This is a genomic window from Pseudomonas sp. G3-39, from assembly GCF_054790485.1.
This window is the reverse complement of record NZ_CP186497.1, coordinates 3,334,797-3,358,399: the sequence shown is the minus strand read 5'-3', so window position 1 is coordinate 3,358,399 and position 23,603 is coordinate 3,334,797. Positions and strand designations below refer to the sequence as shown.

Here is a 23,603-nt window from a genome sequence, read left to right as displayed (position 1 = left end):
TCCTCCACTCTGTTTTTCAGGTTTCCAGCCTACAAATCCGCGCGCACCTTCCTACAAATGCACTCAGAACGCATACGGAATACTCACCTTCGCCCACAACATTTCCCCCTCCGGCCGGTTCTCCACGTCAAACTCCTTGGCCCAGCGAATCTCCGCGCTGGCGTATTTGAGAAAGGTGAAATGCAACGCCGGGCCGATCGCGAATACCTGGCCGCGCACGCCGTCATCCACATCCTGCCCGGCGAATTGCACGGTGTGGCCGTACTGTTTGTCGTCGGTGGTCTGCTTGAGGTAATAGCCGTTAAGGCCGAGCATCACATCGTCGGTGATCTTGTAGCTGGCCGAGTAATCGAAGTGGAAGATCTGCCCGGACTTGTAGTCGGTGTCCTTGTTTTTCTCATTGAAGCTGTAGGTGGTCTTCATCGACACTTCGGTCTTGTCGGTCGGCAGCCAGGTGAAGGAAAACAGCGGCTTGTAGGTGTAGAAATTGTTGCTGGTGTTGGCCAGCCGATCGACGCTGTATTCGCCGGTGGGTACGGTGATCTCCACGGCAGCACCCAGGGTCAGGTTCTTGCCCATGTCCCACAGGATGATCGGCGCAATCGTGGTGTCGCCCATTCCTTCGCGGGTATCGCTGAGACCGAATACCGAGACTTCCTGCTTGAGCCAGGGCTGGGCGATGTAGCCGGCCAAGCGTCCGCCGAACACGCGCACCGGGCTCAGGTAGTCAATACGCGGGATCACCGCCGTGGATTCGATTTCGACATTCGGCACCTTGCCGCCCAACGAACTGATGTTGAGCTTCGTCGACTTGTAATGGTTGTAGTAGAGGTTGAACGCGACCATGTTCTGCGGAAGGCTGTCGACTTCCAGCGGCAGCATGAAGAACCCGTCGGTGCCGGGGCCGATGTTGTCGACGCCGGCTTCGGTGGCCAGGGCCGGCAGGGACGCGGTGCAACCGAGCAAAGTCAGTGCCAGGCGTAAGGGGAAAGTGGCGCGGTTCGGGCTCATGGCTGTCCTCATTATTATTGTGGTGGGACGTGGCGCCGGTACGCAGAACGTCCGGCACCATAGAAATAAGCGCTTGGCGCCCGACAGGGCAGGGTATTGGCGGACAGTTAGGGGGACTTCTGCGGACAGTCGGCCAACCCTGTGCTAACTTCCTTCGACATAACCGGTTACAAAAATAACAATCAAGCGTGATCCGGAATGTCAGCCCCCATGAACGTAAAAGTCCAAGACCCCACTTTTGAATTGGCGCTGGTCTCGCCGTTTCTCCTGCAAACCCTCGCTGAAGTCGTGCACAACAAAGGCATCGACCCTGAAAGCCTGTGTCGTGGCCTGGGTTTCACCCTCGAAGATCTGCAGGATCCCGCGCAGCGGATTTCCTACCGCCAGGCCGTGGCGATGATTCAACGGGCGCTCAAAGTGCTGCCCAATCAGGGGCTGGGGTTGTGGGTCGGCGCGCAGAATGTGTTGGGTACGCTGGGGCTGCTCGGGCATGTGCTGTCGCTGTGCAAGACCTTGCGCGATGCCTTTGCCCTCGGCATCCGCCATCAGCACACCTCCGGCGGAATCGTGGTGTCCAGCGTCGATGTGGTCGGCGATCAGGTGCACCTCGATGCCGAATGTCGCTTACCGTTTGCCGATGTGCAGGTGTTCGCGGTCGAAGAGTTTTTCGCCAGCCTGCTGGTGTACGGCCGGGCCTTGGCGGGCCATGATTTCAAGGCGATCGCCGTGGAGTTTATGCACGCTGCACCGGATTACCTGAGCGAATATCACCGCCTGCTCGGGCCGGACGTACGCTTCGGCTGTCTGCACAATCGCATGCTGATCGATGCCCGGTGGCTGGACGTCAACCTGCCCAATCATCATTCGCTGGCACTGCGTCAGGCGGTTGCGTTGCTGGAGCTGGAAGCGGCGCAGGTACATCAGAAACTCGATCTGATTCAAGCAGTGGAGCGGGCGATTGCCCGGGACTTGAGCAGAGGCAGCCATATCGAAAAAATCGCCGGCGACCTGAACATGAGCAGCCGCACCCTGCGTCGGCGCCTCACCGAGCACGCACTGACCTTCGAAGCGCTGCTGGAACAGGTGCGTCAGGCGCGCACGATGAGTCTGCTGGCCAATCCGGACATGCCGATCGAGCGGATTACCGAAGAAGTCGGCTACAGCGACGTGCGCAGCTTTCGCCGGGCGTTCAAGCGCTGGACCGGGATGAGTCCGAGTGCGTGGCGGCATGACACATCTCCTGCCTGAACACGAACACTGTGGCGAGGGGATTTATCCCCGATCGGCGGCGCAGCCGTCGCGAATTCTGAAAGCTCGGTATTTCAGTAGTCCGAGATTGCAGGGTTGGGGCCGCTTCGCTGCCCATCGGGGATGAATCCCCTCACCACAGGACTCTGTGAACTCCGATATTGGCGTCTCAACCCCACAAACCCTCCGGCCACAGGTAAACTCCCGCGCACTTTCCCAAGGAGTTCACATGAGTTACTACCAGCCGGGCATTCTCGCCACCCCTGTTCCTGCGCAAGCACGTCACCTGTTTTTTGCTCTTGCGTCGGTTGAAGCACTGCCGCAGGCGATCGACAACCTGATGAATCTGGTGGACGGCAAGTCGGCGGTGATCGGTTTCGGTGAATCCCTGACCAAAGCCCTGAACGTGCAAATCGACGGTCTGCGCAGCTTTCCGGCCATGAGCGGCGTCGGCGTGGAAAACCCGTCGACCCAGCACGCGCTGTGGGTCTGGCTGCACGGTGTCGATCGTGGCGAATTGCTCAATCGCTGCCACGCCTTCGAAGCCGCGCTGGCCCCGGCGCTGCGCCTGGTAGACATGCAGGAAGCCTTCCGCCACAAGGACGGCCATGATCTGACCGGCTACGAAGACGGCACCGAAAACCCCCACGATGACGCCGCGATTGCCGCCGCGTTGCTGGGCGAGGGCGCTGATGGTCTGGTCGGTGGCAGCTTCGCCGCGATCCAGCAGTGGCAGCACGACCTCAAGGGTTTCCATAAATTGTCTGCCGAAGACAAGGACAACATCATGGGCCGTCGCTTGAGCGACAACGAAGAGATCGATGACGCGCCAGTCTCCGCCCACGTCAAACGCACCGCCCAGGAAAGCTTCGCCCCCGAAGCGTTCGTCGTACGGCGTTCGATGCCGTGGATTGAAGGCGATCGCGCCGGCCTGATGTTCCTCGCCTTCGGTGTTTCGCTGGACGCCTTCGAGGCCCAACTGCGGCGTATGAGCGGTCTGGAAGACGGCATCACTGACGGTCTGTATCGCATCAGCCGGCCGATCACCGGCGGCTACTACTGGTGCCCGCCCATCAAGGACGGCCACCTCGATCTGCGCGCGTTGCGCATCGGCTGAGTGTTTCAAACACAGGGAGTTGAGCATGGACGTGGTGCGTTGGGGCATGATCGGTTGCGGCAGCGTCACTGAACGCAAGAGCGGGCCGGCCTTTTACAAGGCGCCCGGCTCGGCGCTGGTGGCGGTGATGGGCCGCCGCCTCGAAGCGGTGAGCGATTACGCCGCGCGCCACGGCATCGCCCGGGTCTACACCGATGTCGATGCACTGATCAACGACCCCGAGGTGGACGCGGTGTACATCGCCACGCCACCCGACAGCCACCACGCCTACAGCCTGAAAGTCGCCGCCGCGGGCAAGCATTGCTGCGTCGAGAAACCGATGGCGCTCAACGCCGGACAAAGCCGCGAAATGCAGCAGGCGTTTGCTGATGCCGGTCTGCACCTGTTCGTTTCCTACTACCGCCGTTCGTTGCCGCGCTTTGCCCAGGTTCGGCAATGGCTGGCGCAGGGCCGCATCGGCGAGGTGCGGCACCTGAGCTGGACGCTGACCAAGGCCCCATCGGCGGCGGATCTGGACGGCAGCGCCAACTGGCGAACCGACCCGAGCGTGGCCGGTGGCGGCTACTTTGCCGATCTGGCCAGCCATGGTTTCGACCTGTTCCAGTACCTGCTCGGCGACATCGCTGAAGTCGCCGGTTTCACTGCGCGTCAGGCCGGTTTGTATGCGGCGGAAGACGCGGTCAGCGCCAGTTGGCGCTTCGCCTCCGGAGCGCTGGGCATGGGCTGCTGGAGCTTTGTGGCGGATCGGCGCGAGGACCGGGTGGAGATTATCGGCAGTCAGGGCCGGATCGCGTTCTCCGTGTTTGACGAGCATCCGGTGCAGCTGTTCGCCGATGAGCAGATCAGCCTGGAGATCCCCCATCACGAGCACATTCAGTGGCATCACGTGCTGGGCATGAATGCGCATATTCGTGGCGATTCGCAGCATCCGGCCGTCGCCGAACATGCCCTCAAGACCGATTGGGTGATGGACCAGATCCTCAAACGTCCCTGAATTTTCCTCTGTAAACAAACCCTTGTGGTGAGGGGATTTATCCCCGATCGGCTGCGCAGCAGTCGTAAAACCATGCGCCTCGATCCGTCAGGTAGATTGCATAAGCCGGGTTCAGGGTTGCTTCGCAACCCATCGGGGATAAATCCCCTCGCCACAAAAGTCCCGGTCAACCTGTGTCTAAGGTTATGCCCAAACAATATTTCTCAAGCTTGTCATAACGTCTCTAAGATCACGTCATAACTCGTTATAACAAGTGATCCCTGATGACCGATAACGTCCTGTCCCTCAGTAGCGTCCCGCTGCACACCCAACTGCGCGATGTCCTGCGTGCGCGCATTCTCGATGGCGAATACCCGCAAGACAGCCAGATGCCGTCCGAAAGTGAGCTCGGCACGCTGTTCAAAGTCAGCCGCATCACCGTGCGTCAGGCACTGGGCGATCTGCAGAAAGAAGGGCTGATCTTCAAGATCCACGGCAAGGGCACCTTCGTCGCCAAGCCGAAAACCTTTCAGAACGTCAGCAGCCTGCAAGGCCTCGCCGAGTCCATGACCGGGCGCGGTTACGAGGTGATCAACCGCCTGCGCAGTTTCAAATTCATCCCCGCCGACAAACGTGTCGCCGAGCGCTTGCAGGTGGCCGAAGGCGAGACCGTGGCGCAGATCAAACGCGTTCGGCTGATCAACCGCGAACCGATCTCGCTGGAAATCACCTACCTGCCCAAAGCGATTGGCGAACGGCTGGAGAAGGCCGATCTGGTGACTCGCGACATCTTCCTGATTCTGGAAAACGACTGCGGCATCGCCCTCGGCCACGCCGATCTGGCGATTGACGCGGTGCTGGCCGACAGCGATTTGACCCAGGCGCTGAACGTCGAGGCCGGCTCGCCGATCATGCGCATCGAACGTCTGACCCACGACGCCAACGGCCAGCCGCTGGACTTCGAACACCTTTACTACCGTGGCGATGCGTTCCAGTACCGCCTGCGGATCGACCGGCAAAAAGGGGCGTGACATGACCCGCAAGACCTTGGAACAGGAATACGACATCGTCGTGATCGGCGGCGGCACTGCCGGCCCGATGGCGGCGATCAAGGCCAAAGAGAAGAACCGTGATTTGCGCGTGCTGCTGGTGGACAAGGCCAACGTCAAACGCAGCGGCGCGATCAGCATGGGCATGGACGGCCTGAACAACGCGATCATCCCCGGCCACTCGACGCCGGAGCAGTACACCAAGGAAATCACCATCGCCAACGACGGCATCGTCAATCAGGCGGCGGTGTACGCCTATGCCACTCATAGCTTCGAGACCATCGAGCAACTGGATCGCTGGGGCGTGAAGTTCGAGAAGGACGAGACCGGCGATTACGCGGTGAAAAAAGTCCACCACATGGGCGCCTACGTGCTGCCGATGCCGGAAGGGCACGACATCAAGAAAGTCCTGTATCGCCAGTTGAAACGCGCGCGGGTAAGTATCACCAATCGTCTGGTCTGCACCCGTTTGCTCACCGACGAGGAGGGCGCGGTCAACGGGGTGATGGGCTTCGATTGCCGCAGCGCCGATTTCCATGTGATCAAGGCCAAAGCGGTCATTCTTGCGTGCGGCGCGGCCGGTCGCCTCGGTCTGCCGTCCTCGGGTTACCTGATGGGCACCTATGAAAACCCGACCAATGCCGGCGACGGCTACGCCATGGCCTATCACGCCGGGGCCGAGCTGGCGAACCTCGAATGCTTCCAGATCAACCCGTTGATCAAGGACTACAACGGCCCGGCCTGCGCCTATGTCACCGGCCCGCTCGGCGGCTACACGGCCAACAACAAGGGCGAACGCTTCATCGAGTGCGACTACTGGAGCGGGCAGATGATGTGGGAGTTCCACCAGGAGCTGGAAAGCGGCAACGGCCCGGTGTTCCTCAAACTCGATCACCTGGCCGAGGAAACCATCCAGAACATCGAGGAAATCCTGCACAGCAACGAGCGCCCGAGTCGTGGTCAGTTCCACGCCAATCGCGGCACCGATTACCGCACGCAGATGGTCGAGATGCACATCTCCGAGATCGGCTTTTGCAGTGGCCATTCGGCGTCCGGGGTGTGGGTCAACGAGCGGGCCGAGACCTCGGTGAAAGGCTTGTACTCGGCGGGTGACATGGCCGCCGTGCCGCACAACTACATGCTCGGCGCGTTCACCTACGGCTGGTTTGCCGGGCACAACGCGGCGGATTTTGTCGCCGGGCGCGAGTTCTCGACGCTGGATGCCGCGCAGATCGAAACAGAGAAAGCGCGGGTCTACGCACCGCTCGATCGAGAGCACGGGCTGCCGCCGGCGCAGGTCGAGTACAAGCTGCGGCGCTTCGTCAACGACTACCTGCAACCGCCGAAAGTGACCAAAAAAATGCAGATCGGCTTGCAGCGCTTCAGCGACATCGAGCGCGACCTCGATCAGATGAAGGCCAACAACGCCCACGAACTGATGCGCGCGATGGAAACCAGCGTGATCCGCGACTGCGCCGAAATGGCTGCGCGCGCCTCGCTGTTCCGCGCCGAGAGTCGTTGGGGCCTTTACCACTACCGCGTCGATCACCCGCAGCGCAATGACAGCGAGTGGTTCTGCCACTGTCATTTGAAGAAGGGCGAAGACGGTCAGATGACCAGTTTCAAGAACCCCGTCGAGCCGTACATCATCCCGCTCGATGCCGAAGAAATGCAGGCTTACGACCGCTTGCGGGTGGGCGCTTTCGCCGCTTGATGCATCACCAGAGAGAGTCTGAACCATGGCCTATCAAGCCCAGGAAATCTTCTTCCGCTCCAACGCCCCGGTCACTGTGGACGAGGACAAATGCATCGCCGAAAAGGGCTGCACCGTGTGCGTCGACGTCTGCCCGATGGACCTGCTGGCAATCAACCCAACCACGCAAAAGGCCTACATGGCGTTTGATGAATGCTGGTACTGCATGCCGTGTGAGAAGGATTGCCCGACTGGTGCCGTCAAGGTCGACATCCCTTATTTACTGCGTTAAACGCTTTCCCCTGTAGGAGTGAGCCTGCTCGCGATAGCGGTGTGTCAGACAACACGTCGCCATCTTATGCACCGCTATCGCGAGCAGGCTCACTCCTACAAAGATCTACGACACCCTGAAGCTACCCGGAAACACCCGGACGCTGGATTCACCCAAAACCCCTCGTTTCCCACCGCGCCCTGATCGCGGCGGAGACGAACATCCAATAAATGATTCGAGGGGAAACACACCATGTTGCGTGCAGCAATCGCCGGTCTGGTACTGGCTTCATTCACCCTGTCGGCCTCGGCCGAAACCATCCGCATCGCCATCGGCACCCAGGATACCACCATCAATTGCGCCGCCGGCGGCCTGTTGATTCGTGAACTCGGTCTGCTCGACAAATACCTGCCGCACGACGGCGCCTACAAAGACGCGAAATACGACGTGCAGTGGAAGAACTTCACCAGCGGCGCGCCGCTGACCAATGAGATGGTCGCCGGCAAACTCGACTTCGGCGCCATGGCCGATTTCCCCGGCGCGTTCAACGGGGTGGCGTTCGAAACGGCCGGCAAGCACAGCCTGTTCATCAGCGTGCTGTCGGGCAGCATCAAGGGCAGTGGCAACGGCATCGTGGTGCCGAGCGCGTCCGGGGTGCAGGCGTTGAGTGAGCTCAAGGGCAAGACCATCTCGGTGCCGTTCGCCTCGACCGCCCACGGCATGTTGCTACGCGCGGTGGCGGAGCAGGGCTGGGATCCACTGAAAGACGTGAACATCATCGCCCAGCCGCCGGAGGTCGCCGGCTCCGCGTTACAGGCCGGCAAGATCGACGCCCACGCCGATTTCGTGCCGTTCGCCGAGCTGTTCCCCAGCCGTGGTTTCGCCCGCAAGATTTACGACGGCGCCCAGGCCAACGCGCCGACTTTCCACGGTGCACTGGTGGATCAGGCCTACGCGAAACAGTACCCGGAAATCGTCGTCGCCTACCTGCGGGCGAGCATCGAGGCCAATCAGTTGCTGGCTGCTGAGCCTGAGAAGTACAGCGAGCTGATCGCCAAAGTCACCGGCGTCGATGCCGAGGTCAACTACCTGTTCCACGGCCCGCTTGGCGTGCAGACCCGCGACCTGAGCTGGAAGCCGGAATACCGTCAGGCGGTGGGCACCGCGATCGACACCCTGAAACTGCTGAAGAAGGCCGATCGTGGCCTCGACCTCAACACCTTCATCGACGATCAGTACATCCGCGCCGCCTTCAAGGCCTCGAACCTGGATTACACCGCGCAACTCGCCAACTACGCGCAAACGCCGTTGAAAGCGCTGGATGCGGTGACCGGCAAAGCCATCACCGACTTTCGCCACGTCGCCGAAATCTGGGTGCGCGGCGAAGACAAAGTACGCCAGTACGCCTCCGCCGAATCGGCCTTCACCGCGTTGGCCGCTCTGAAACAGGACGGCAAAAACATCCGCGCGGTGTATGCGCAGGCCAGTGACAGCGGGATCAAGTTGCTCGCTGATCAGGCGTGGTTTGCCAGCGACGCCAAGGGCCGCTTGAGTGCGTTCCTGCTCAAGGGCCAGGCGCAGCAATATGCGGCGGCGCAGGGCGGCAAGGTTTTCGACTTTACCGATGCCACGACCCAGGCCGTAGCCACCCGCTAACCCGCAGAACACCTCGGTCAACTGTAGGAGTGAGCCTGCTCGCGATAGCGTTGTGTCAGACAACACATCAACAACTGACACACCGCATTCGGGAGCAAGCCCCCTCCCACAGGGGATTTGGGTTGAGAGGAAAAATTGTGTACCGATCTTATTTACGTTGGGTTCCAAGGGCCGCCTCCCTGCTGCTCTGCCTGCTGTTCTGGCAACTCGCCGCCAGCCACCACTGGAACCTCGGCCTCGTCACCTTCGCCAACGTCCCAACCCCGCTGGCCGTGATCGAAGCCGCGTTGGGCCTGGGCGACTCCGGCAAGCTGCTGCAGCACCTGAGCGCGAGCCTCGGCCGCGTGTTCGCTGGCTATCTCGCGGCATTGATCATCGGCATTGCCCTGGGCTTGGCCATCGGCCGCTCGAAATGGGCCGAAGACCTGCTGCTGCCACCGCTGGAAGTGCTGCGGCCGATCCCGGCGGTGGCGTGGATTCCGCTGGCGATCCTGATGTTCCCGTCGTCGGAGCTGTCGATGGTGTTCATCACCTTCACCGGTGCGCTGTTCCCGATCCTGCTCAACACCGTGCACGGCGTCGAAGGCGTTGATCCACGGCTGATCGCCTCGGCAAAAAGCCTCGGTGCAGGGCGCCGGGCGATCCTGCTGGAAGTGATTTTGCCGGGTGCCGCCCCGAGCATCATCACCGGCCTCGCCATCGGTATGGGCACCTCGTGGTTCTGTCTGGTGACCGCCGAGATGATCTCCGGCCAGTTCGGCATCGGCTACTACACCTGGGAGTCCTACACCATTCAGAACTACGCTGACATTGTCGTTGGCATGCTGCTGATCGGTGTGCTGGGCATGGGCAGCAGTCTGCTGATCAAGCGCCTGGGCGGGCTGTTCACGCCCTGGCATCGACCACGAGGGAAAGCCTGATGAGCGCAATGCAAACCCCCGAAGGGCGAATCGATATTCGCCAGTTGTCGATCGTTCTCGGTGAGGGGCAGCAAGCCTTCGAAGCCGTGCAGGGGCTGGATTGCCAGATCGAACCGGGCCAGTTCGTGTGCATTCTCGGCCCGTCCGGTTGCGGCAAGTCGACCTTGCTCGGCGCACTCGCCGGACACTTGAGCGCCCATACCGGCAGCCTCAAAGTCGATGGCGGCGAAGTGTCCGGGCCGTCGCCGCAGCGCGGCATGGTGTTCCAGCACCACACGCTGTTTCCATGGCGCACGGTGCGCGACAACGTGGCTTTCGGCCTGAAGATGCGCGGCATCGGCAAAACCGAGCGCCATCGCGCCGCTGATGAAATGCTCAAACTGGTCGGCCTCGACGGCTTCGTCGAGCGCTGGCCCGATCAACTGTCCGGTGGCATGCAGCAACGGGTGGAGATTGCTCGGGTGCTGGTCAATCGTCCACGGCTGCTGCTGATGGACGAACCGTTTGGCGCGCTGGATGCCTTGACTCGCCTGAACATGCAGGAGCTGCTGCTGGACATCTGGACGCGGATTCGCACCACGGTGGTGTTCGTCACCCACGACATCGACGAGGCGCTGTTCCTCGCTGACCGTTTGCTGGTGATGAGCGCACGTCCGGGTCGAATCATCGAAGACCTGCGCCTGGACTTCCCGCGTCCGCGCACCTCTGAGCTGGTCACCAGCGCCGAATTCTCTCGCCTCAAGCGCCACTGCCTCGATCTGCTGCGCCACGACAACTCCCGACCGCTGCCGCGCCTCAACCCGCTCGGCTTGCCTCCCGAAAACCCCTTGCCGCGATTTGCCTTATGACCTCATTTTTTGCTGTGACTGACAACGATGACATCCTCGCCCTGCAACCGCGTCTGACCGCTGACGATGCCGGTGTGCGGCGCATTGCCCTGATTGATTTGGCGGATCTGGAAGAACCGGACGGCCTGCTGTGGCTGGTCGAAAGACTGGGCGAAGATCCCGCCGAAGAAGTCCGCGCCGAAGCTGCGCGGCTGCTGGAAGCGTGGGAAGACGAACCGGTAGTGGCTGCGCTGTGCCAGGCACTGACCGATCCATCTGCGGCAGTGCAGGCAGCCGCCGCGCAAAGTCTGAGCCTGCTCAAGAGTGAGGCGGCAGGCCGGGTGATTCTGCCGTGGACCGATCATGCTGAGGTCAGTGTGCGAATCGCCGCGTTTCGGGCTCTGCGCGAGTTGCGTTTTGCCGATGCCGCACCAGCGGCTATCACCGCATTGAGCGATGCCGATGCCAATGTGCGCCGCGAAGCCGTCGGTGTGCTCGGCTGGCTCAAGCAGCTCGACGCATTGCCGGCTCTGGCGCGTCTGGCCAGCGCCGACCCGGACACCGAAGTGCGCCGAGCCGCCACCGGCGCCCTCGGTCTGGCGTCCGGCGCCGACGTGCTGCCAGCCTTGCGTCAAGCGCTGCAGGACGATGCCTGGCAAGTGCGCGAAGAAGCGGCCACGACGCTGGGCAAGGTCGGCCACAGCGACGCTGGTCCGGCGTTGATCGCAGCCCTCGGCGATGACTACTGGCAAGTGCGCCTGCGTGCTACCCGCAGCCTCGGTCGCTTGCGTTTTGCACCGGCGCTGGACGCCTTGATCGAGACCCTCGACCATCGCATCAGCAACCTGCGCAAGGAAGCTGCGCTGGCCCTCGGTGAGTTGCATGATCGCGGCGCGGTGGCGGCGTTGCAGGCGGCGCAGGATGACGGTGATCCGGAAGTGCGCAAAGCGGTGCGGATTGCCTTGAGTCAGTTGCAATGAACCCGCTGTCAGTCGGCAATTCGCAGAGCCAGCGGACGCTGCGCCTGAGCTGGCCGGACGGCCGCGAATCGCTGTTCAATCACGCCGAACTGCGCCGCCAGTGCCCGTGCTCGCAGTGCCGCGTGTTTCGCCTGAAAGGTCTGACGCCGCTGGTGGATGAGCGTGTTCGCCTGATTGAGATCAACCCGCAGGGCTACGGCGTGCAACTGGTGTTCAGTGACGGCCATCAACGCGGGATCTACCCGTGGGACTATTTGGCACAGCTCGATTCTTGATGTGCCACAGCCCCTTGTAGGAGTGAGCCTTCTCGCGATAGCGGTGTATCAGCCGACATCATTGTTGAATGACACACCGCTATCGCGAGCAGGCTCACTCCTACAAGGGTATAGGTGCAACTCCGGGTTATTGCGCAGCCGTCATGGCTGGCCGGCACCCGCGAAACACATCCAGCCCCGGCTGATACAGCGCGGTCTTCACCTCGAACAACCCCAGCACCGAATGAAACAGGTTGTCATGGCTCAGGTCCGGCTGCCCGGTCTTGCCTTGCAGGCAATCGCGATCAATGCCCAGTTGCGCCAGCGTGTTGTTGCCAAACCACATCACCATCGGCACATGCGTCTGCGCTTCCGGCGCCAATGCATACGGCGCCGCATGCAGGTACAAACCGTTTTCACCCAGCGATTCGCCATGGTCGGAGACATACAGCATCGAGGTATCCAGCGTGTCCTGATTACGCTTGAGCAATTCGATGACCTTGGCGAGGAAGTGGTCGGTGTAGAGGATCGTGTTGTCGTACACGTTGACCAGTTCATCGCGGCTGCAACTGCCCAACTGGTTGGTGTGGCAGATCGGCTTGAAGCGTTCCATTTCCTTTGGATAGCGCTCGTAGTATTCCGGGCCGTGGCTGCCGTCGGCGTGCAACACGATGATCGCGTGGCCCTTGAGGCTGTCGATGTAGCTTTGCAGGTCGGCCAGCAGCGCCTCATCGAGGCAGTTGTTGCCGTCGCAGAACGGCCCCGGCTGGTTCTTCGCGATGTCGCGGTGCGGCACGCGCAGGCAGGTGCCTTTGCAGTCGCTGTTGTTGTCCAGCCACAGCACTTGCACGCCGGCGCGTTGCAGGATATCCAGCAGGCCTTCGTAGGTTTTGCCTTTCTTGTCGCTGTAGTCCTCACGCGGGAACATCGAGAACATGCACGGCACCGACACTGCCGTGGACGTGCCGCAGGAGTGCACCTGGGTGAAGTTGAGGATGCCCAGTTTGCTCAGCTCGGGATTGGTCTCGCGCGCATAGCCGTTCAGCGAGAAATGATCGGCGCGGGCGGTTTCGCCGACCACAAACACCATCAGCGACTTCTTCTCGCGGCTGGCGGCTTTCGCGCTCATCACCGCGTCTTCACCGATGGCCTGCACCACAAAGTGCTTTTTGATGCCCAGGCGCTGCTTGGTGTATTTGCTGATGGCGTAAATGTAGTTGGTCGGGTTGATGAAGTGGGTGAGCTTGTCTTCTTCGCGGAAGATCGGCGCATAGGTCGAATAGAACGCGCCCACCGAGGCGCCGATCACCAGCACGCACGCGGCAATCACCAGCAGCTTGTTGAGCAGGCCGCGAAAGAACGGCCGATAACGCACCGGCCAGCGCCAGATCAACGCCGCCGGCAGCACGCCGAGCAGCAACACGTAAGCCAGCAGCTTGCCGTTGAACAGCGCAGCGGCTTCGCCCGGGTTGGTTTCGAACACGTTCTGGATCATCACCGTGTCGATGGTGATCCCGTATTCGTTCATGAAATACGCAGCGCAGGCCGAGAGCAGGGCCACCACAGTCAGCGCCGGTTTCAGCGTCCAGCGAAACGAAACCAGGGTCAGCAGCAGGGTGATCGCCGCCCACAGGAACAGCCCGAACGAAGCAAAAAACGCCAGTTTGTGTGCACCTTGCAGGGTGATCAGCGTACCCAGCGCCTTCCAGGTCGCCAGGTTGTACAGCGCCACCAGTGCCAGGGAAAACAGCAACACCAGCCGGGTGGAAGTGATGGACGGTAAACGCAGTCCTTTGCCCAAAGCCATTACAGACATTCCTCTACTCGAATAGATCACGCGCGGAAACGCGCGTAACTGTAGAAGAACAATAGTAAAAAATTCGTAAACATCCTGTAACAAAACTCGGGCGCAAATCTAAAACTGTGGGAGCGGGCTTGCTCGCGAAGGCGGTTGGTCGGCCGACATCGTTGTTGAATGACACACCGCTATCGCGAGCAGGCTCACTCCTACAATGGGTACTTTGGTGGGTCAGAAGGATTTGCTCAGGCTGGCGACCACCATTGCGGTGCACACATCCTTGAACCCCCAGTTACTCAGGCACTGGCTCTGCGACAGATCGGTATCGATATAGCTCAGGCCCAACACCACCCCGGCCAGGTTGTGGGTCAGCTTGACCTCCCACTCCCGATAACTGTCCTCGCCATGCCCGGACGCCGAGTACAGGTGCGGGTCCTTGAAGTCCATGTTGCCGTAACGCAGTTTCAACCCGGAATCGAACGGCAGCCCGGTTTCATAACCGACATAGGTGTAGAGCGAGCTCTGCTTGCTGTCGCCCCCCGGCGCATCGCTGGAGTAATACGCCGCCAGCTTCACCCCGTAGACGCCGAGAATCCCGTAGACCTCGCTCTGGTTGAACTGGCTTTCCTTGGGGTAGGCGTACTTGAGGTAACCCAGATCGAGGCTGACATCCTCGGTGGCCTGCCACAGCCAGCCGGCGTAGTAGTCGATTTCCTGCCGGGTTTTCAGGCCACCGCCAAAGTCGACGTTGGAGCTCCAGGCTCCCGCGTACAAACCGCTGCTGTGGGCCAGGGTCAGACCGGCCTGCACGGCCGGGTCATTTTGGGTTTGCGAGATGCCGCGGGTGCGGTAGTCGCTGGCCAGGGTCAGGTCGATCAGCACGGCGAAATCGTCGTTCAGGGGGATCGCGTAGCTGCTCAAGGGCAGCAAACTGGAAAAACCGAGGGCGAACAGGGGCAAGGCTTTCATGGAGAAGTCCCGGTGTTGTGATTGTTATGGGGGCTGGAAAATGCAGTGAAAATGCTTGGGTAGGGTGAAAGTCCCTGTGGGAGCGGGCTTGCTCGCGAAGACGGTGGGTCAGGTATCGAAATGTTTGCTGACCGGACGCCTTCGGGAGCAAGCCCCCTCCCACAAAAGCGAGGGGGGATCCTGATGTTATGGGCTGGCGGTGTAGACCTGTCGCCCACCAAACCAGGTTTGCAGCACCTGGGTGTCATGCAGGGCTTTTTCGTCGACGCTGAACACGTCGCGATCGACCACGATGAAGTCCGCCTGCTTGCCCGGCGTCAGCGAGCCAATCTGCTTCTCCAGGCCAATCGTGCGCGCCGCGTTGAGGGTATAGGCGTAAAACATGCTTTCGCGATCCAGACGCTCGTCGGCATTCAGCACGCCCAGCGGCCCGACGCGGGTGATGGCCTGGGCCATGGCGTTGAACGGGTTGGGCGACGACACCGGCCAGTCGCTGGCACCGGCAATCGTCGCGCCCTGTTTCAGCAGCGAGTGCGCCGGGTATTGATAACGGAAGGCGAGGGCGCTGACGTAGGGCTTGATCATGTCGGTGGTGTAGTCGTCGGCGCTGGCCCACAGCAGTTGCATCGAAGCGATCACGTTCAGCGGCTTGAAGCGGGCGAACTCTTTCGGGTTGACCATCTGCAGGTGCGTGATCGAGTGAGTGATGCCGCTCTGCCGATCCTTGCGCGCACGTTCGATGCCATTGAGTGATTCACGCACCGCACGGTCGCCGATGGCGTGGATGTGCACCAGCCAGCCGCGCTGGTCGATGGCGCTGACCAGCTCGCCGAAATGTTTTGGATCGATCAGCAGTTCGCCCTGTTTGTGCGAGTTGCTGTACGGGTCGATCATCGCCGCGCTCTGCGCCGGGTACTCGATCACGCCGTCGGCGAAGATCTTGACCCCGGGCAGGGTCAGGTTGGGGATGCCCTGAAACTGCTGGCGCACCTTATCCAGCGTGTCGAGGTCGGCCGGCAGACTTTTCGGATTGGCGACCAGCAACGCTGCGACGTGCACGCTCATGTCGCCGCTTTCCGACAGTGCTTTGTAGGCCGGCAGCACGCCGACGGTTTTTTCGGTGGGTTTGAGCGCGAACACGGCCTCGCCCGGTGCGGCGTTGGCGGCCGGGTCCATCCACGCGGTGATGCCGAGGCTGTTGTTGAAGCGCACCGCGGATTTGGCTGCGGTGAGCATATCGGCCGGGCTCGGCACCGGCATTTTCGCGGCAACCCGATCCCAGCCGGCATCGACCAGGAAGCCGTTGGGCTCGCCGTTGGCCAGTCTGCCGATCGTGTCTTGTTCCGCAGCGGGCAGGGTCTTGAGCAACGCCGCGTCGATGCCGGCGCGCTTGAGCATCACATTGTTGGTCCACGCGGTGTGGTGATCGCTGCCGGTGAACACCACCGGCACGTCAGCCCACTCGCCGTGGTTGAAGGTCTTGCCCAGCGCTGCGGCCTGCGCCCAGTACGCCGAGCTCATGCCGGCAATGCTCAGCACATCGCCATGCTTGGCCTTGCCGTCGTCACGCCAGGCGCGCAGGCGTTTTTCCAGTTCGTCGAGGGCGACGACTTCGTCTTCCATGTTGGCCGAGACCATTTCCAGACCGCCGAAAATCGCGTGGGAATGGCTGTCGATCAAACCTGGCATCAGCGTCTTGCCGCCGAGGTCGATCACCTGCGTGCCGGGTTCGATCAGCGCCTTGATCTGCGCATCGCTGCCGACTTTCAGCACCTTGCCGTTTTCCACGGCCAGCGCCTGCACCTTCGGTTGCGAACGGTCGGCGGTGAAAATCTTGCCGTTGACCAGCACCAGATCGGTGGCGGCCATGGCTTCCATCGAGGCAAAACTTATCGCGCTCACCAACAGACTCGGGATGAATCTTTTCATTGAAGATTTCCTTGTTATTGCGTCTGATGGCCAGATTAGTGGCTGGCACTGGCCGACAGAACGCCTCCCTCACGAAAAACGTTTTTGCCTGAATGGAAAAAGCATGGACAAGCTGGGTGCACTGAAAATGTTCGTGGTTACCGCGCAACTCGGCAGTTTCAGCCGCGCGGCGGAGCAACTGAGCAAGACCCCATCGGCGCTGACCAAAGCGGTCAATCATCTGGAGTCGGAACTTGGCGCGCGGCTGTTCGAACGCAGTACGCGGCGGATTCTGCTCACCGAAATCGGCCGGGTTTATCTGGAAACCGCGCGGCTGGTGTTGCAGCGACTGGAGGAGGCCAGCGAGGAAATCGAGCAGTTGCAGCACGGTCTGCGCGGCAGCCTGAAAATCACCGCACCGCTGGCGTACGGGCGGGCGTTTCTCGATCAGGTGTGCGACGGCTTTTTGCAGCAATACCCGCAAATCAGCCTGCAAGTGGACCTGTGCGACGCGTTCGTCAATCTTCTGGAAAGCGGCTATGACCTGGCCTTGCGCGAGGGCCATGACGACCTGCCGGGGCTGATCGCCCGGGTGGTCGGCAGCAATCGCCTGGCCTTGTGCGGGAGCCCGGACTATTTGGCGCGCAAGGGTTTGCCGGTCACTCCGCAAACCCTTGAGCAGCATGAATGGCTGTTGTATCAGCATCCGTTACTCAGTCGCGAGTTCTGGTGGGCCGAGCGCGACGGTCAGCGGCTGAGCCTGGCGCAACCGACGGCGCCGCGCTTGCGCAGCGACAATTACGACCTGCTGCTGGCCAGTGCTTTGGCCGGACGCGGCTTGCTGCACACGCCGCTGTGGAGCGCCGCGCCGTACATTGCCGACGGGCGTCTGGTGCGGGTCATGGCTGACTATGAAATCGACCCCGACACTTTCGGCCCGCACATTCTTGCGGTGTACCCCAGCCATCGACGAGCCACGGCCAAGGTCGTCGCATTCATCGATTACATCTCGGCATTTCTGGCCGAGCGTGGGTTGAACTGACTGGCGGTCATTGCCAGCAAAAATGCGAAAGAGTACAAATGTACTCCATGACCAATCTCACTCCCCGCCGTACCGCCATCCTGACCTTCATCCGCGAACGCATCGCCGAACACGGTCAGCCCCCAAGCCTCGCTGAAATCAGCGAGGCTTTTGGTTTTGCCTCGCGCAGCGTGGCGCGCAAGCATGTGCTGGCGCTCACCGAAGCCGGATTTATCGAGGTCAATCCGCATCAGGCCCGGGGCATTCGCCTGCTCGGGCAAGCGCCGCGGCCGGAGCTGCTGGATATTCCGGTGCTCGGCCGGGTGGCTGCCGGTGCGCCGATCGGTGCCGATGCCGACATCCATAGCCGCTTGATGCTCGACCCGGCGCTGTTCTCCCGTGCGCCCGACTACATGTTGCGGGTGCAGGGCGACTCGATGATCGAGGACGGCATTCTCGACGGTGATCTGGTGGGAGTGAAGCGCAATCCCGAAGCGCTCAACGGCCAGATCGTGGTGGCGCGCCTCGACGGTGAGGTGACGATCAAACGCTTCGAACGTGTCGGCGCTACAGTGCGCCTGCTGCCGCGCAATCCGGCGTACCAGCCGATTGTCGTGCGCGATGATCAGGACCTGGCCATCGAAGGGGTGTTCTGCGGTCTGGTGAGGCAAGGCTGATGGGCGCCGTCGTTGCACTCGATACGCTGTTCAATGGCGGCCAGGTCTGGAAGGGCCGGCCTGCGCCACCGGCCGCCAGCCCGCAACCCACCGGGCATGCCGCGCTGGATGCGGCACTGCCCAGCGGTGGCTGGCCGGAAGCGGCGCTGAGCGAAATCCTCCTGGCCGGCCCCGGGGTTGGCGAGTTGCAACTGGTGTGGCCGACGCTGGCGCGGATGTCGGCGGCGGGCGAGCGCATCGTGCTGGTGGCGCCACCGTTCGTGCCGTACCCGCAGGCGTGGGCGAACGCCGGGGTCGATCTGCGCCAGTTGTCGGTGATTCAGGCCAGCGAACGCGATGCCTTGTGGGCGGCGGAGCAATGCCTGCGTTCGGGTAGTTGCGGCGCGGTGCTGTGCTGGCCGCACAAGGCCGATGACCGTGCGTTGCGGCGTTTGCAGGTGGCGGCGGAAACCGGCCAGACCCTGGCGTTTGCCTGGCGCCCGCTGAGCGAGGCGATCAACCCGTCGCCGGCCGCGTTGCGTATTGCCATCGACGCCAGACCGGCCCAGTTGCGCGTGCTCAAGTGCCGTGGCGGACTGGCGCGCACGGCGCCGATTGCCTTTGCCGTGGGGCACTGAGGTCGTCATGCGCTGGGTGTGTATTCTGTTCCCGCAATTGGCCCTCGACGCGGTGCTGCGTCAGCGTGCCGATCCCGATGAGCCGTTGGTGCTGCTCAGCGGCCCGGCCCAGCGCCGGGTGCTGCAAGCGGTGAATGCAGCGGCGCGCCAGCTCGGCTTGCGCGCCGGCCAGTCGATGACCGCCGCGCAGGCCCTAAGCAAAGGCTTTGCCACCGCCGATTACGACCTCGCCGAGGTCGAGCACTGGCAGCAGTTTCTCGCCGCGTGGGCCTATCGTTTCAGCGCGCAGGTCAGCGTGCATTATCCGCGTACCGTGGTGTTCGAGATCGAGTCGAGTTTGGGCCTGTTCGGCTCCTGGGCGCAGTTCGAAGCGCGGCTGCGCAAGGAGCTGACCGAGCTGGGTTTCCGCCATCGCATCGTCGCCGCACCGAATCCGGTGGCGGCGCGGGTGCTGGCCAACGCCTACGACGGTCTGGTGGTGCCTGACGGTGAAGCCCTGCAGCATCACCTCGGAAAGTTGCCCGTCGACCGTGTCGGGCTGGAGCCGCAAGTCGCCACGGCGCTGACGCGCATGGGCCTGCGCAACCTGAACCAGCTGCAAAGCCTGCCGCGTCAGGCCCTGGCCCGGCGTTTCGAAGCGTCGATGCTCAAACACCTCGACACCTTGTTTGGCGCGCGTCCGCTGGCCTTGGCGTTCTATCTGCCGCCGGATCGTTTCGATGTGCGCATCGAGCTCAATTTCGACGTGCAATCCCATCAGGCGCTGCTGTTTCCGTTACGCCGCTTGACCGCTGACCTGTCGGCATTCCTCTGCGGACGTGACAGCGGCGTGCAGCGTTTCGACCTGCATCTGGAGCACGCCGGGCTGCCGGACACGCTGATCAAGGTCGGCCTGCTCAGCGCCGAGCGCGATCCGGCGATGCTCTTTGAACTGGCCCGTGGGCGACTGGAACAAGTCCAGGTCGAGGCCCCGGTACGCGGCTTTCGTCTGCGGGCCGAAGACCTGCCGAGTTTTGTGCCGCAGTTTCAGGAACTGTTCGATGACCGTCCGCAACAGACCTTGCCCTGGGAGCAATTGCGCGAACGCCTGCGTGCACGGCTCGGCGATGACGCGGTGCAGGGCCTGCGCTTTCAGGCCGACCATCGCCCGGAATGCGCGTGGCAGCACGGCGTCGACAAACAGCGGTGCACAGGCTTGCCGAGCGTGCAGCGTCCGGGCTGGCTGCTCGGCGAACCGCAGAGCGTGCCGGAAGGTTCGGCGCGGATTCTCATGGGTCCGGAGCGCATCGAGTCCGGCTGGTGGGACGGTGACGATGTGCGCCGCGATTACTACCTGATCCAGAACCGCGCCGGTCAGCAGGGCTGGGCCTATCGGGCCGTGGGCGAGGGCGGTCCGTTGTGGCTGCAGGGCTGGTTTGCATGAGCCACGGCTATGCTGAGCTGCACTGCCTGTCGAATTTCAGTTTCCAGCGCGGTGCCTCCAGTGCCCTTGAGCTGTTTCAGCGGGCGAAAAAACACGGTTATCAGGCGCTGGCGATCACCGACGAGTGCACCCTGGCCGGGATCGTCCGGGCCTGGCAAGCGGCGAAATCGGTGGAGCTGCCGCTGATCATCGGCAGCGAAATCCGCATCGATAACGGCCCGAAACTGCTGCTGTTGGTGGAGAACCTGGCGGGCTATCAGGCCTTGTGCGGCTTGATCACTCAGGCCCGGCGGCGTACGCAGAAGGGCCAGTACCAGGTGCTGCGCGAGGACTTCAACGAGCCGTTGCCGGGGTTGTTCACCGTGTGGGTGCCGGACAGCATCGATGACGTGGAGGAGGGCCGTTGGCTGAAGCAGACTTTCGGCGAGCGCCTGTATCTGGCGGTGCAGCTACATCGCGGGCAGGACGATCAGCGGCGGCTGGCGGCACTGCTGAGTCTGGCCGGGCAGTTGCAGATTGCCGCCGTGGCCAGCGGCGATGTGCACATGCACGCCCGTGGCCGGCGCGCCCTGCAGGACACCATGACCGCGATCCGCCATCACGTCCCGGTGGCCGAGGCCGGATTGCGCCTGCACCCCAACGGCGAGCGCCATCTACGCAGCCTCGAGGTGTTGCGTGAGCTTTATCCGCCGGCGTTGCTCGACGCCTCGGTGCAACTGGCGCGGCGCTGCACTTTCGAACTGAGCGAGTTGCGCTATCAGTATCCGAAGGAGCTGGTGCCGCAGGGGCACACCGGCAGTTCCTGGTTGCGCCAACTGACCGAAGAAGGGATTGCCTGGCGCTGGCCAAAAGGGCCGCAGGCCAAAGTGCTCAAGCAAATCGACGATGAGCTGAAACTGATCGCCGAACTCGGCTACGAAAGCTACTTCCTCACAGTGCACGACGTGGTGCGCTTTGCCCGCGATCAGCAGATTCTCTGTCAGGGCCGCGGTTCGGCGGCCAACTCGGCGGTGTGTTTTGCTTTGGGTATCACCGAGATCGACCCGGATCGCACCACGCTGCTGTTCGAGCGTTTCATGTCGAAAGAGCGCAACGAGCCGCCGGACATCGACGTCGACTTCGAGCACGAACGCCGCGAAGAAGTCCTGCAATACGTGTTTCGCCGATATGGCCGGCGGCGTGCGGCGCTGACGGCGGTGGTCAGTACCTACCACGCTGCCGGGGCGGTGCGTGACGTGGCCAAGGCCCTTGGGCTGCCGCCGGATCAGATCAATGCACTGGCCGATTGCTGCGGCCACTGGAGCGACGAAACACCGCCGCTGGCGCGCTTGCTAGAAGGCGGCTTCGACCCCGACAGCCCGGTGCTGCGTCGAGTGCTGAGCCTGACCGGGCAACTGATCGGCTTCCCCCGGCACTTGTCGCAGCACCCCGGCGGTTTCGTGATTTCCGAGCAACCGCTGGATACGCTGGTGCCGGTGGAAAACGCCGCGATGGCCGAGCGCACGATCATTCAGTGGGACAAGGACGACCTCGACGCGGTCGGGCTGCTCAAGGTCGATATCCTCGCCCTCGGCATGCTCAGTGCGATCCGTCGTTGTTTCGACTTGCTGCGCCGTCATCGCCATCTGGATCTCAGCCTGGCGACGATCCCTGATAAAGACAAAGCGACCTACGAGATGATCAGCCGTGCCGACACCATTGGCGTGTTCCAGATCGAATCACGGGCGCAGATGTCGATGCTGCCGCGCCTGAAACCGGCGAAGTTCTACGATCTGGTGATCGAGGTGGCGATCGTCCGCCCGGGGCCGATTCAGGGCGGGATGGTCCATCCGTACCTGCGCCGGCGTAACAAGGAAGAACCGGAAACCTATCCCTCGCCGGAACTGGAAGTGGTGCTCAAACGCACCCTCGGCGTGCCGCTGTTTCAGGAACAGGTGATGCAGATCGCTATCGTTGCGGCCGACTACAGCCCCGGCGAGGCCGATCAGTTGCGTCGCTCGATGGCCGCGTGGAAACGCCATGGAGGCTTGGAGCCGCACAAGGAACGCCTCGCCGCCGGCATGAAGAAAAACGGCTACACCGAGGAATTCGCCGCGCAGATCTTTGAGCAGATCAAAGGCTTTGGCAGTTACGGCTTTCCCGAATCCCACGCTGCCAGTTTCGCCTTGCTGACTTACGCCAGTTGCTGGCTCAAGTGTCACGAACCGGCGGCGTTCGCCTGCGCGTTGATCAACAGTTGGCCGATGGGTTTTTACAGCCCGGATCAGATCCTTCAGGACGCCCGTCGGCATCAGTTGCAGATCCGTCCGGTGGACGTGCGCGCCAGCGACTGGGATTGCAGCCTGGAACCGATCAGCGGCGCGCAGCCGGCGATCCGCATGGGCCTGCGGATGATCAAGGGCTTTCGCGAGGATGACGCCCGGCGCATCGAAGCGGCGCGGGCGCGCGGGGCATTTGCCGATGTCGCCGATCTGGGCGAGCGGGCCGCGCTCGACAGTCGCGCCCAGGCGCTGTTGGCTGACTCCGGCGCGTTGCGCGGCATGGCCGGGCATCGGCATCGCGCACGCTGGGAAGTGGCCGGGGTGCAGAAACAGCTGGGCCTGTTTGCCGGTTTGCCAAGTCAGGAAGAGCCGGATGTGCTGCTGCCCAAACCGAGTGTCGGCGAGGACCTGCAGGCCGATTACGCGACTATCGGCACCACACTGGGGCCGCATCCGCTGGCGCTGCTGCGTGGCGAACTGAAGGCGCGGCGTTGCCGCAGCTCTCAGGAGTTGCTGGACGTCGAGCACGGCCGGCCGGTGAGCATCGCCGGGCTGGTCACCGGGCGTCAGCGACCGGGCACTGCCAGCGGCGTGACTTTCGTCACCCTCGAAGACGAGTTCGGCAACGTCAACGTGGTGGTCTGGCGCGATCTGGCCGAGCGCCAGCGTCAGGTGCTGGTCGGTTCGCAATTGCTCAAGGTCGATGGCCGCTGGGAGCGGGAGGGCGAAGTGCGGCATTTGATCGCCGGGCGATTGAGCGATATGACTCCGTTGCTCGATGGCATCCGCGTGCAGAGCCGCGACTTCCACTAAACCCCAGAACACCACAAATCCCCCCCCCTGTGGGAGCGGGCTTGCTCGCGAAGACGGTGTGTCAGTTGGCAAATAAGTGGCTGACACACCGCTTTCGTCGGAACGCCGCCCGGAGCA

General features: G+C 62.4%; 20 protein-coding genes. 16 read left to right on the top strand and 4 right to left on the bottom strand.

Annotated elements, in window-relative coordinates; translation table 11 throughout:
- Window positions 1–63: 63 nt before the first annotated feature.
- A complete protein-coding gene (locus ACOYXG_RS14800) occupies window positions 64–1,011 on the bottom strand; it encodes a SphA family protein (protein ID WP_460352479.1) in 948 nt (315 codons plus the stop codon).
- A gap of 210 nt (window positions 1,012–1,221) precedes the next feature.
- On the opposite strand from ACOYXG_RS14800, the gene ACOYXG_RS14795 reads away from it, so the two are divergent.
- From ACOYXG_RS14795 to ACOYXG_RS14745, 11 genes are all read left to right on the top strand, one after another.
- A complete protein-coding gene (locus ACOYXG_RS14795; RefSeq protein WP_460352477.1) occupies window positions 1,222–2,259 on the top strand; it encodes an AraC family transcriptional regulator in 1,038 nt (345 codons plus the stop codon).
- 229 nt (window positions 2,260–2,488) lie between these two features.
- A complete protein-coding gene (locus ACOYXG_RS14790; protein WP_460352475.1) occupies window positions 2,489–3,376 on the top strand; it encodes a Dyp-type peroxidase in 888 nt (295 codons plus the stop codon).
- Window positions 3,377–3,401: 25 nt separating this feature from the next.
- Window positions 3,402–4,370, top strand: coding sequence for a Gfo/Idh/MocA family protein (locus tag ACOYXG_RS14785; protein ID WP_460352473.1), 969 nt, complete (start codon window positions 3,402–3,404; stop codon window positions 4,368–4,370).
- 263 nt (window positions 4,371–4,633) lie between these two features.
- Window positions 4,634–5,380: a GntR family transcriptional regulator gene (locus ACOYXG_RS14780; RefSeq protein ID WP_047597718.1), complete on the top strand. Its 747-nt coding sequence runs from the start codon at window positions 4,634–4,636 to the stop codon at window positions 5,378–5,380.
- Window position 5,381: 1 nt separating this feature from the next.
- Window positions 5,382–7,112 (top strand): fumarate reductase/succinate dehydrogenase flavoprotein subunit, encoded by a 1,731-nt coding sequence (locus ACOYXG_RS14775; RefSeq protein ID WP_460352471.1) that lies wholly within the window; start codon window positions 5,382–5,384, stop codon window positions 7,110–7,112.
- 25 nt (window positions 7,113–7,137) lie between these two features.
- Complete coding sequence (locus tag ACOYXG_RS14770) at window positions 7,138–7,383, top strand: 4Fe-4S dicluster domain-containing protein (RefSeq protein ID WP_077573197.1); 246 nt, start codon at window positions 7,138–7,140, stop codon at window positions 7,381–7,383.
- Between the two features lie 231 nt (window positions 7,384–7,614).
- Complete coding sequence (locus ACOYXG_RS14765) at window positions 7,615–9,018, top strand: ABC transporter substrate-binding protein (protein WP_460352469.1); 1,404 nt, start codon at window positions 7,615–7,617, stop codon at window positions 9,016–9,018.
- A 137-nt stretch (window positions 9,019–9,155) separates the two neighbouring features.
- A complete protein-coding gene (locus tag ACOYXG_RS14760) occupies window positions 9,156–9,938 on the top strand; it encodes an ABC transporter permease (protein WP_115989635.1) in 783 nt (260 codons plus the stop codon).
- A complete protein-coding gene (locus tag ACOYXG_RS14755; RefSeq protein ID WP_460352467.1) occupies window positions 9,938–10,786 on the top strand; it encodes an ABC transporter ATP-binding protein in 849 nt (282 codons plus the stop codon). The genes ACOYXG_RS14760 and ACOYXG_RS14755 overlap by 1 nt, the downstream gene beginning before the upstream one ends.
- A complete protein-coding gene (locus ACOYXG_RS14750) occupies window positions 10,783–11,745 on the top strand; it encodes a HEAT repeat domain-containing protein (protein WP_460352465.1) in 963 nt (320 codons plus the stop codon). The genes ACOYXG_RS14755 and ACOYXG_RS14750 overlap by 4 nt, the downstream gene beginning before the upstream one ends.
- On the top strand, window positions 11,742–12,020 hold the full coding sequence (locus ACOYXG_RS14745) for a DUF971 domain-containing protein (RefSeq protein WP_460352463.1): 279 nt from the start codon (window positions 11,742–11,744) through the stop codon (window positions 12,018–12,020). The genes ACOYXG_RS14750 and ACOYXG_RS14745 overlap by 4 nt, the downstream gene beginning before the upstream one ends.
- Window positions 12,021–12,147: 127 nt before the next feature.
- On the opposite strand, the gene ACOYXG_RS14740 is transcribed toward ACOYXG_RS14745, so the two are convergent.
- The 3 genes from ACOYXG_RS14740 to ACOYXG_RS14730 all read right to left on the bottom strand — a co-directional run bounded on the left by ACOYXG_RS14740 (window position 12,148) and on the right by ACOYXG_RS14730 (window position 16,695).
- Window positions 12,148–13,806, bottom strand: a complete 1,659-nt coding sequence (locus ACOYXG_RS14740; protein ID WP_460352461.1) for a phosphoethanolamine transferase — start codon at window positions 13,804–13,806, stop codon at window positions 12,148–12,150.
- 222 nt (window positions 13,807–14,028) lie between these two features.
- A complete protein-coding gene (locus tag ACOYXG_RS14735) occupies window positions 14,029–14,766 on the bottom strand; it encodes a TorF family putative porin (protein ID WP_460352459.1) in 738 nt (245 codons plus the stop codon).
- Between the two features lie 186 nt (window positions 14,767–14,952).
- Complete coding sequence (locus ACOYXG_RS14730) at window positions 14,953–16,695, bottom strand: amidohydrolase (RefSeq protein WP_460352457.1); 1,743 nt, start codon at window positions 16,693–16,695, stop codon at window positions 14,953–14,955.
- Between the two features lie 103 nt (window positions 16,696–16,798).
- Here ACOYXG_RS14730 and ACOYXG_RS14725 point away from each other — a divergent pair, with 103 nt between their 5' ends.
- From ACOYXG_RS14725 to ACOYXG_RS14705, 5 genes are read left to right on the top strand one after another with little or no spacing between them, the layout of a single operon-like run.
- Entirely contained in the window at window positions 16,799–17,716 is a 918-nt protein-coding gene (locus ACOYXG_RS14725; protein WP_460352455.1) for a LysR family transcriptional regulator, read from the top strand.
- Window positions 17,717–17,754: 38 nt separating this feature from the next.
- Window positions 17,755–18,372, top strand: coding sequence for a transcriptional repressor LexA (lexA, locus tag ACOYXG_RS14720; RefSeq protein WP_460352453.1), 618 nt, complete (start codon window positions 17,755–17,757; stop codon window positions 18,370–18,372).
- Window positions 18,372–18,989: a translesion DNA synthesis-associated protein ImuA gene (imuA, locus tag ACOYXG_RS14715; protein ID WP_097087240.1), complete on the top strand. Its 618-nt coding sequence runs from the start codon at window positions 18,372–18,374 to the stop codon at window positions 18,987–18,989. Before lexA ends, imuA begins: the two co-directional genes overlap by 1 nt.
- A gap of 7 nt (window positions 18,990–18,996) precedes the next feature.
- On the top strand, window positions 18,997–20,412 hold the full coding sequence (locus ACOYXG_RS14710) for a Y-family DNA polymerase (RefSeq protein ID WP_225135193.1): 1,416 nt from the start codon (window positions 18,997–18,999) through the stop codon (window positions 20,410–20,412).
- Window positions 20,388–23,486 carry an error-prone DNA polymerase gene (locus ACOYXG_RS14705; protein ID WP_460352450.1) on the top strand — a complete coding sequence of 1,033 codons (3,099 nt, stop codon included), beginning with the start codon at window positions 20,388–20,390 and terminating at the stop codon, window positions 23,484–23,486. The genes ACOYXG_RS14710 and ACOYXG_RS14705 overlap by 25 nt, the downstream gene beginning before the upstream one ends.
- Window positions 23,487–23,603 lie beyond the last annotated feature (117 nt).

Bases quoted from the DNA above. Each gene is read 5' to 3' on its own strand.
- ACOYXG_RS14750 (WP_460352465.1), top strand. From the start codon at position 10,783: ATGACCTCATTTTTTGCTGTGACTGACAACGATGACATCCTCGCCCTG.
- imuA (WP_097087240.1), top strand. From the start codon at position 18,372: ATGGGCGCCGTCGTTGCACTCGATACGCTGTTCAATGGCGGCCAGGTC.
- ACOYXG_RS14725 (WP_460352455.1), top strand. From the start codon at position 16,799: ATGGACAAGCTGGGTGCACTGAAAATGTTCGTGGTTACCGCGCAACTC.
- ACOYXG_RS14775 (WP_460352471.1), top strand. From the start codon at position 5,382: ATGACCCGCAAGACCTTGGAACAGGAATACGACATCGTCGTGATCGGC.
- ACOYXG_RS14795 (WP_460352477.1), top strand. From the start codon at position 1,222: ATGAACGTAAAAGTCCAAGACCCCACTTTTGAATTGGCGCTGGTCTCG.
- ACOYXG_RS14745 (WP_460352463.1), top strand. From the start codon at position 11,742: ATGAACCCGCTGTCAGTCGGCAATTCGCAGAGCCAGCGGACGCTGCGC.
- ACOYXG_RS14730 (WP_460352457.1), bottom strand. From the start codon at position 16,695: ATGAAAAGATTCATCCCGAGTCTGTTGGTGAGCGCGATAAGTTTTGCC.
- ACOYXG_RS14735 (WP_460352459.1), bottom strand. From the start codon at position 14,766: ATGAAAGCCTTGCCCCTGTTCGCCCTCGGTTTTTCCAGTTTGCTGCCC.
- ACOYXG_RS14800 (WP_460352479.1), bottom strand. From the start codon at position 1,011: ATGAGCCCGAACCGCGCCACTTTCCCCTTACGCCTGGCACTGACTTTG.
- ACOYXG_RS14780 (WP_047597718.1), top strand. From the start codon at position 4,634: ATGACCGATAACGTCCTGTCCCTCAGTAGCGTCCCGCTGCACACCCAA.
- ACOYXG_RS14755 (WP_460352467.1), top strand. From the start codon at position 9,938: ATGAGCGCAATGCAAACCCCCGAAGGGCGAATCGATATTCGCCAGTTG.
- ACOYXG_RS14785 (WP_460352473.1), top strand. From the start codon at position 3,402: ATGGACGTGGTGCGTTGGGGCATGATCGGTTGCGGCAGCGTCACTGAA.
- lexA (WP_460352453.1), top strand. From the start codon at position 17,755: ATGTACTCCATGACCAATCTCACTCCCCGCCGTACCGCCATCCTGACC.
- ACOYXG_RS14710 (WP_225135193.1), top strand. From the start codon at position 18,997: ATGCGCTGGGTGTGTATTCTGTTCCCGCAATTGGCCCTCGACGCGGTG.
- ACOYXG_RS14770 (WP_077573197.1), top strand. From the start codon at position 7,138: ATGGCCTATCAAGCCCAGGAAATCTTCTTCCGCTCCAACGCCCCGGTC.
- ACOYXG_RS14765 (WP_460352469.1), top strand. From the start codon at position 7,615: ATGTTGCGTGCAGCAATCGCCGGTCTGGTACTGGCTTCATTCACCCTG.
- ACOYXG_RS14790 (WP_460352475.1), top strand. From the start codon at position 2,489: ATGAGTTACTACCAGCCGGGCATTCTCGCCACCCCTGTTCCTGCGCAA.
- ACOYXG_RS14740 (WP_460352461.1), bottom strand. From the start codon at position 13,806: ATGGCTTTGGGCAAAGGACTGCGTTTACCGTCCATCACTTCCACCCGG.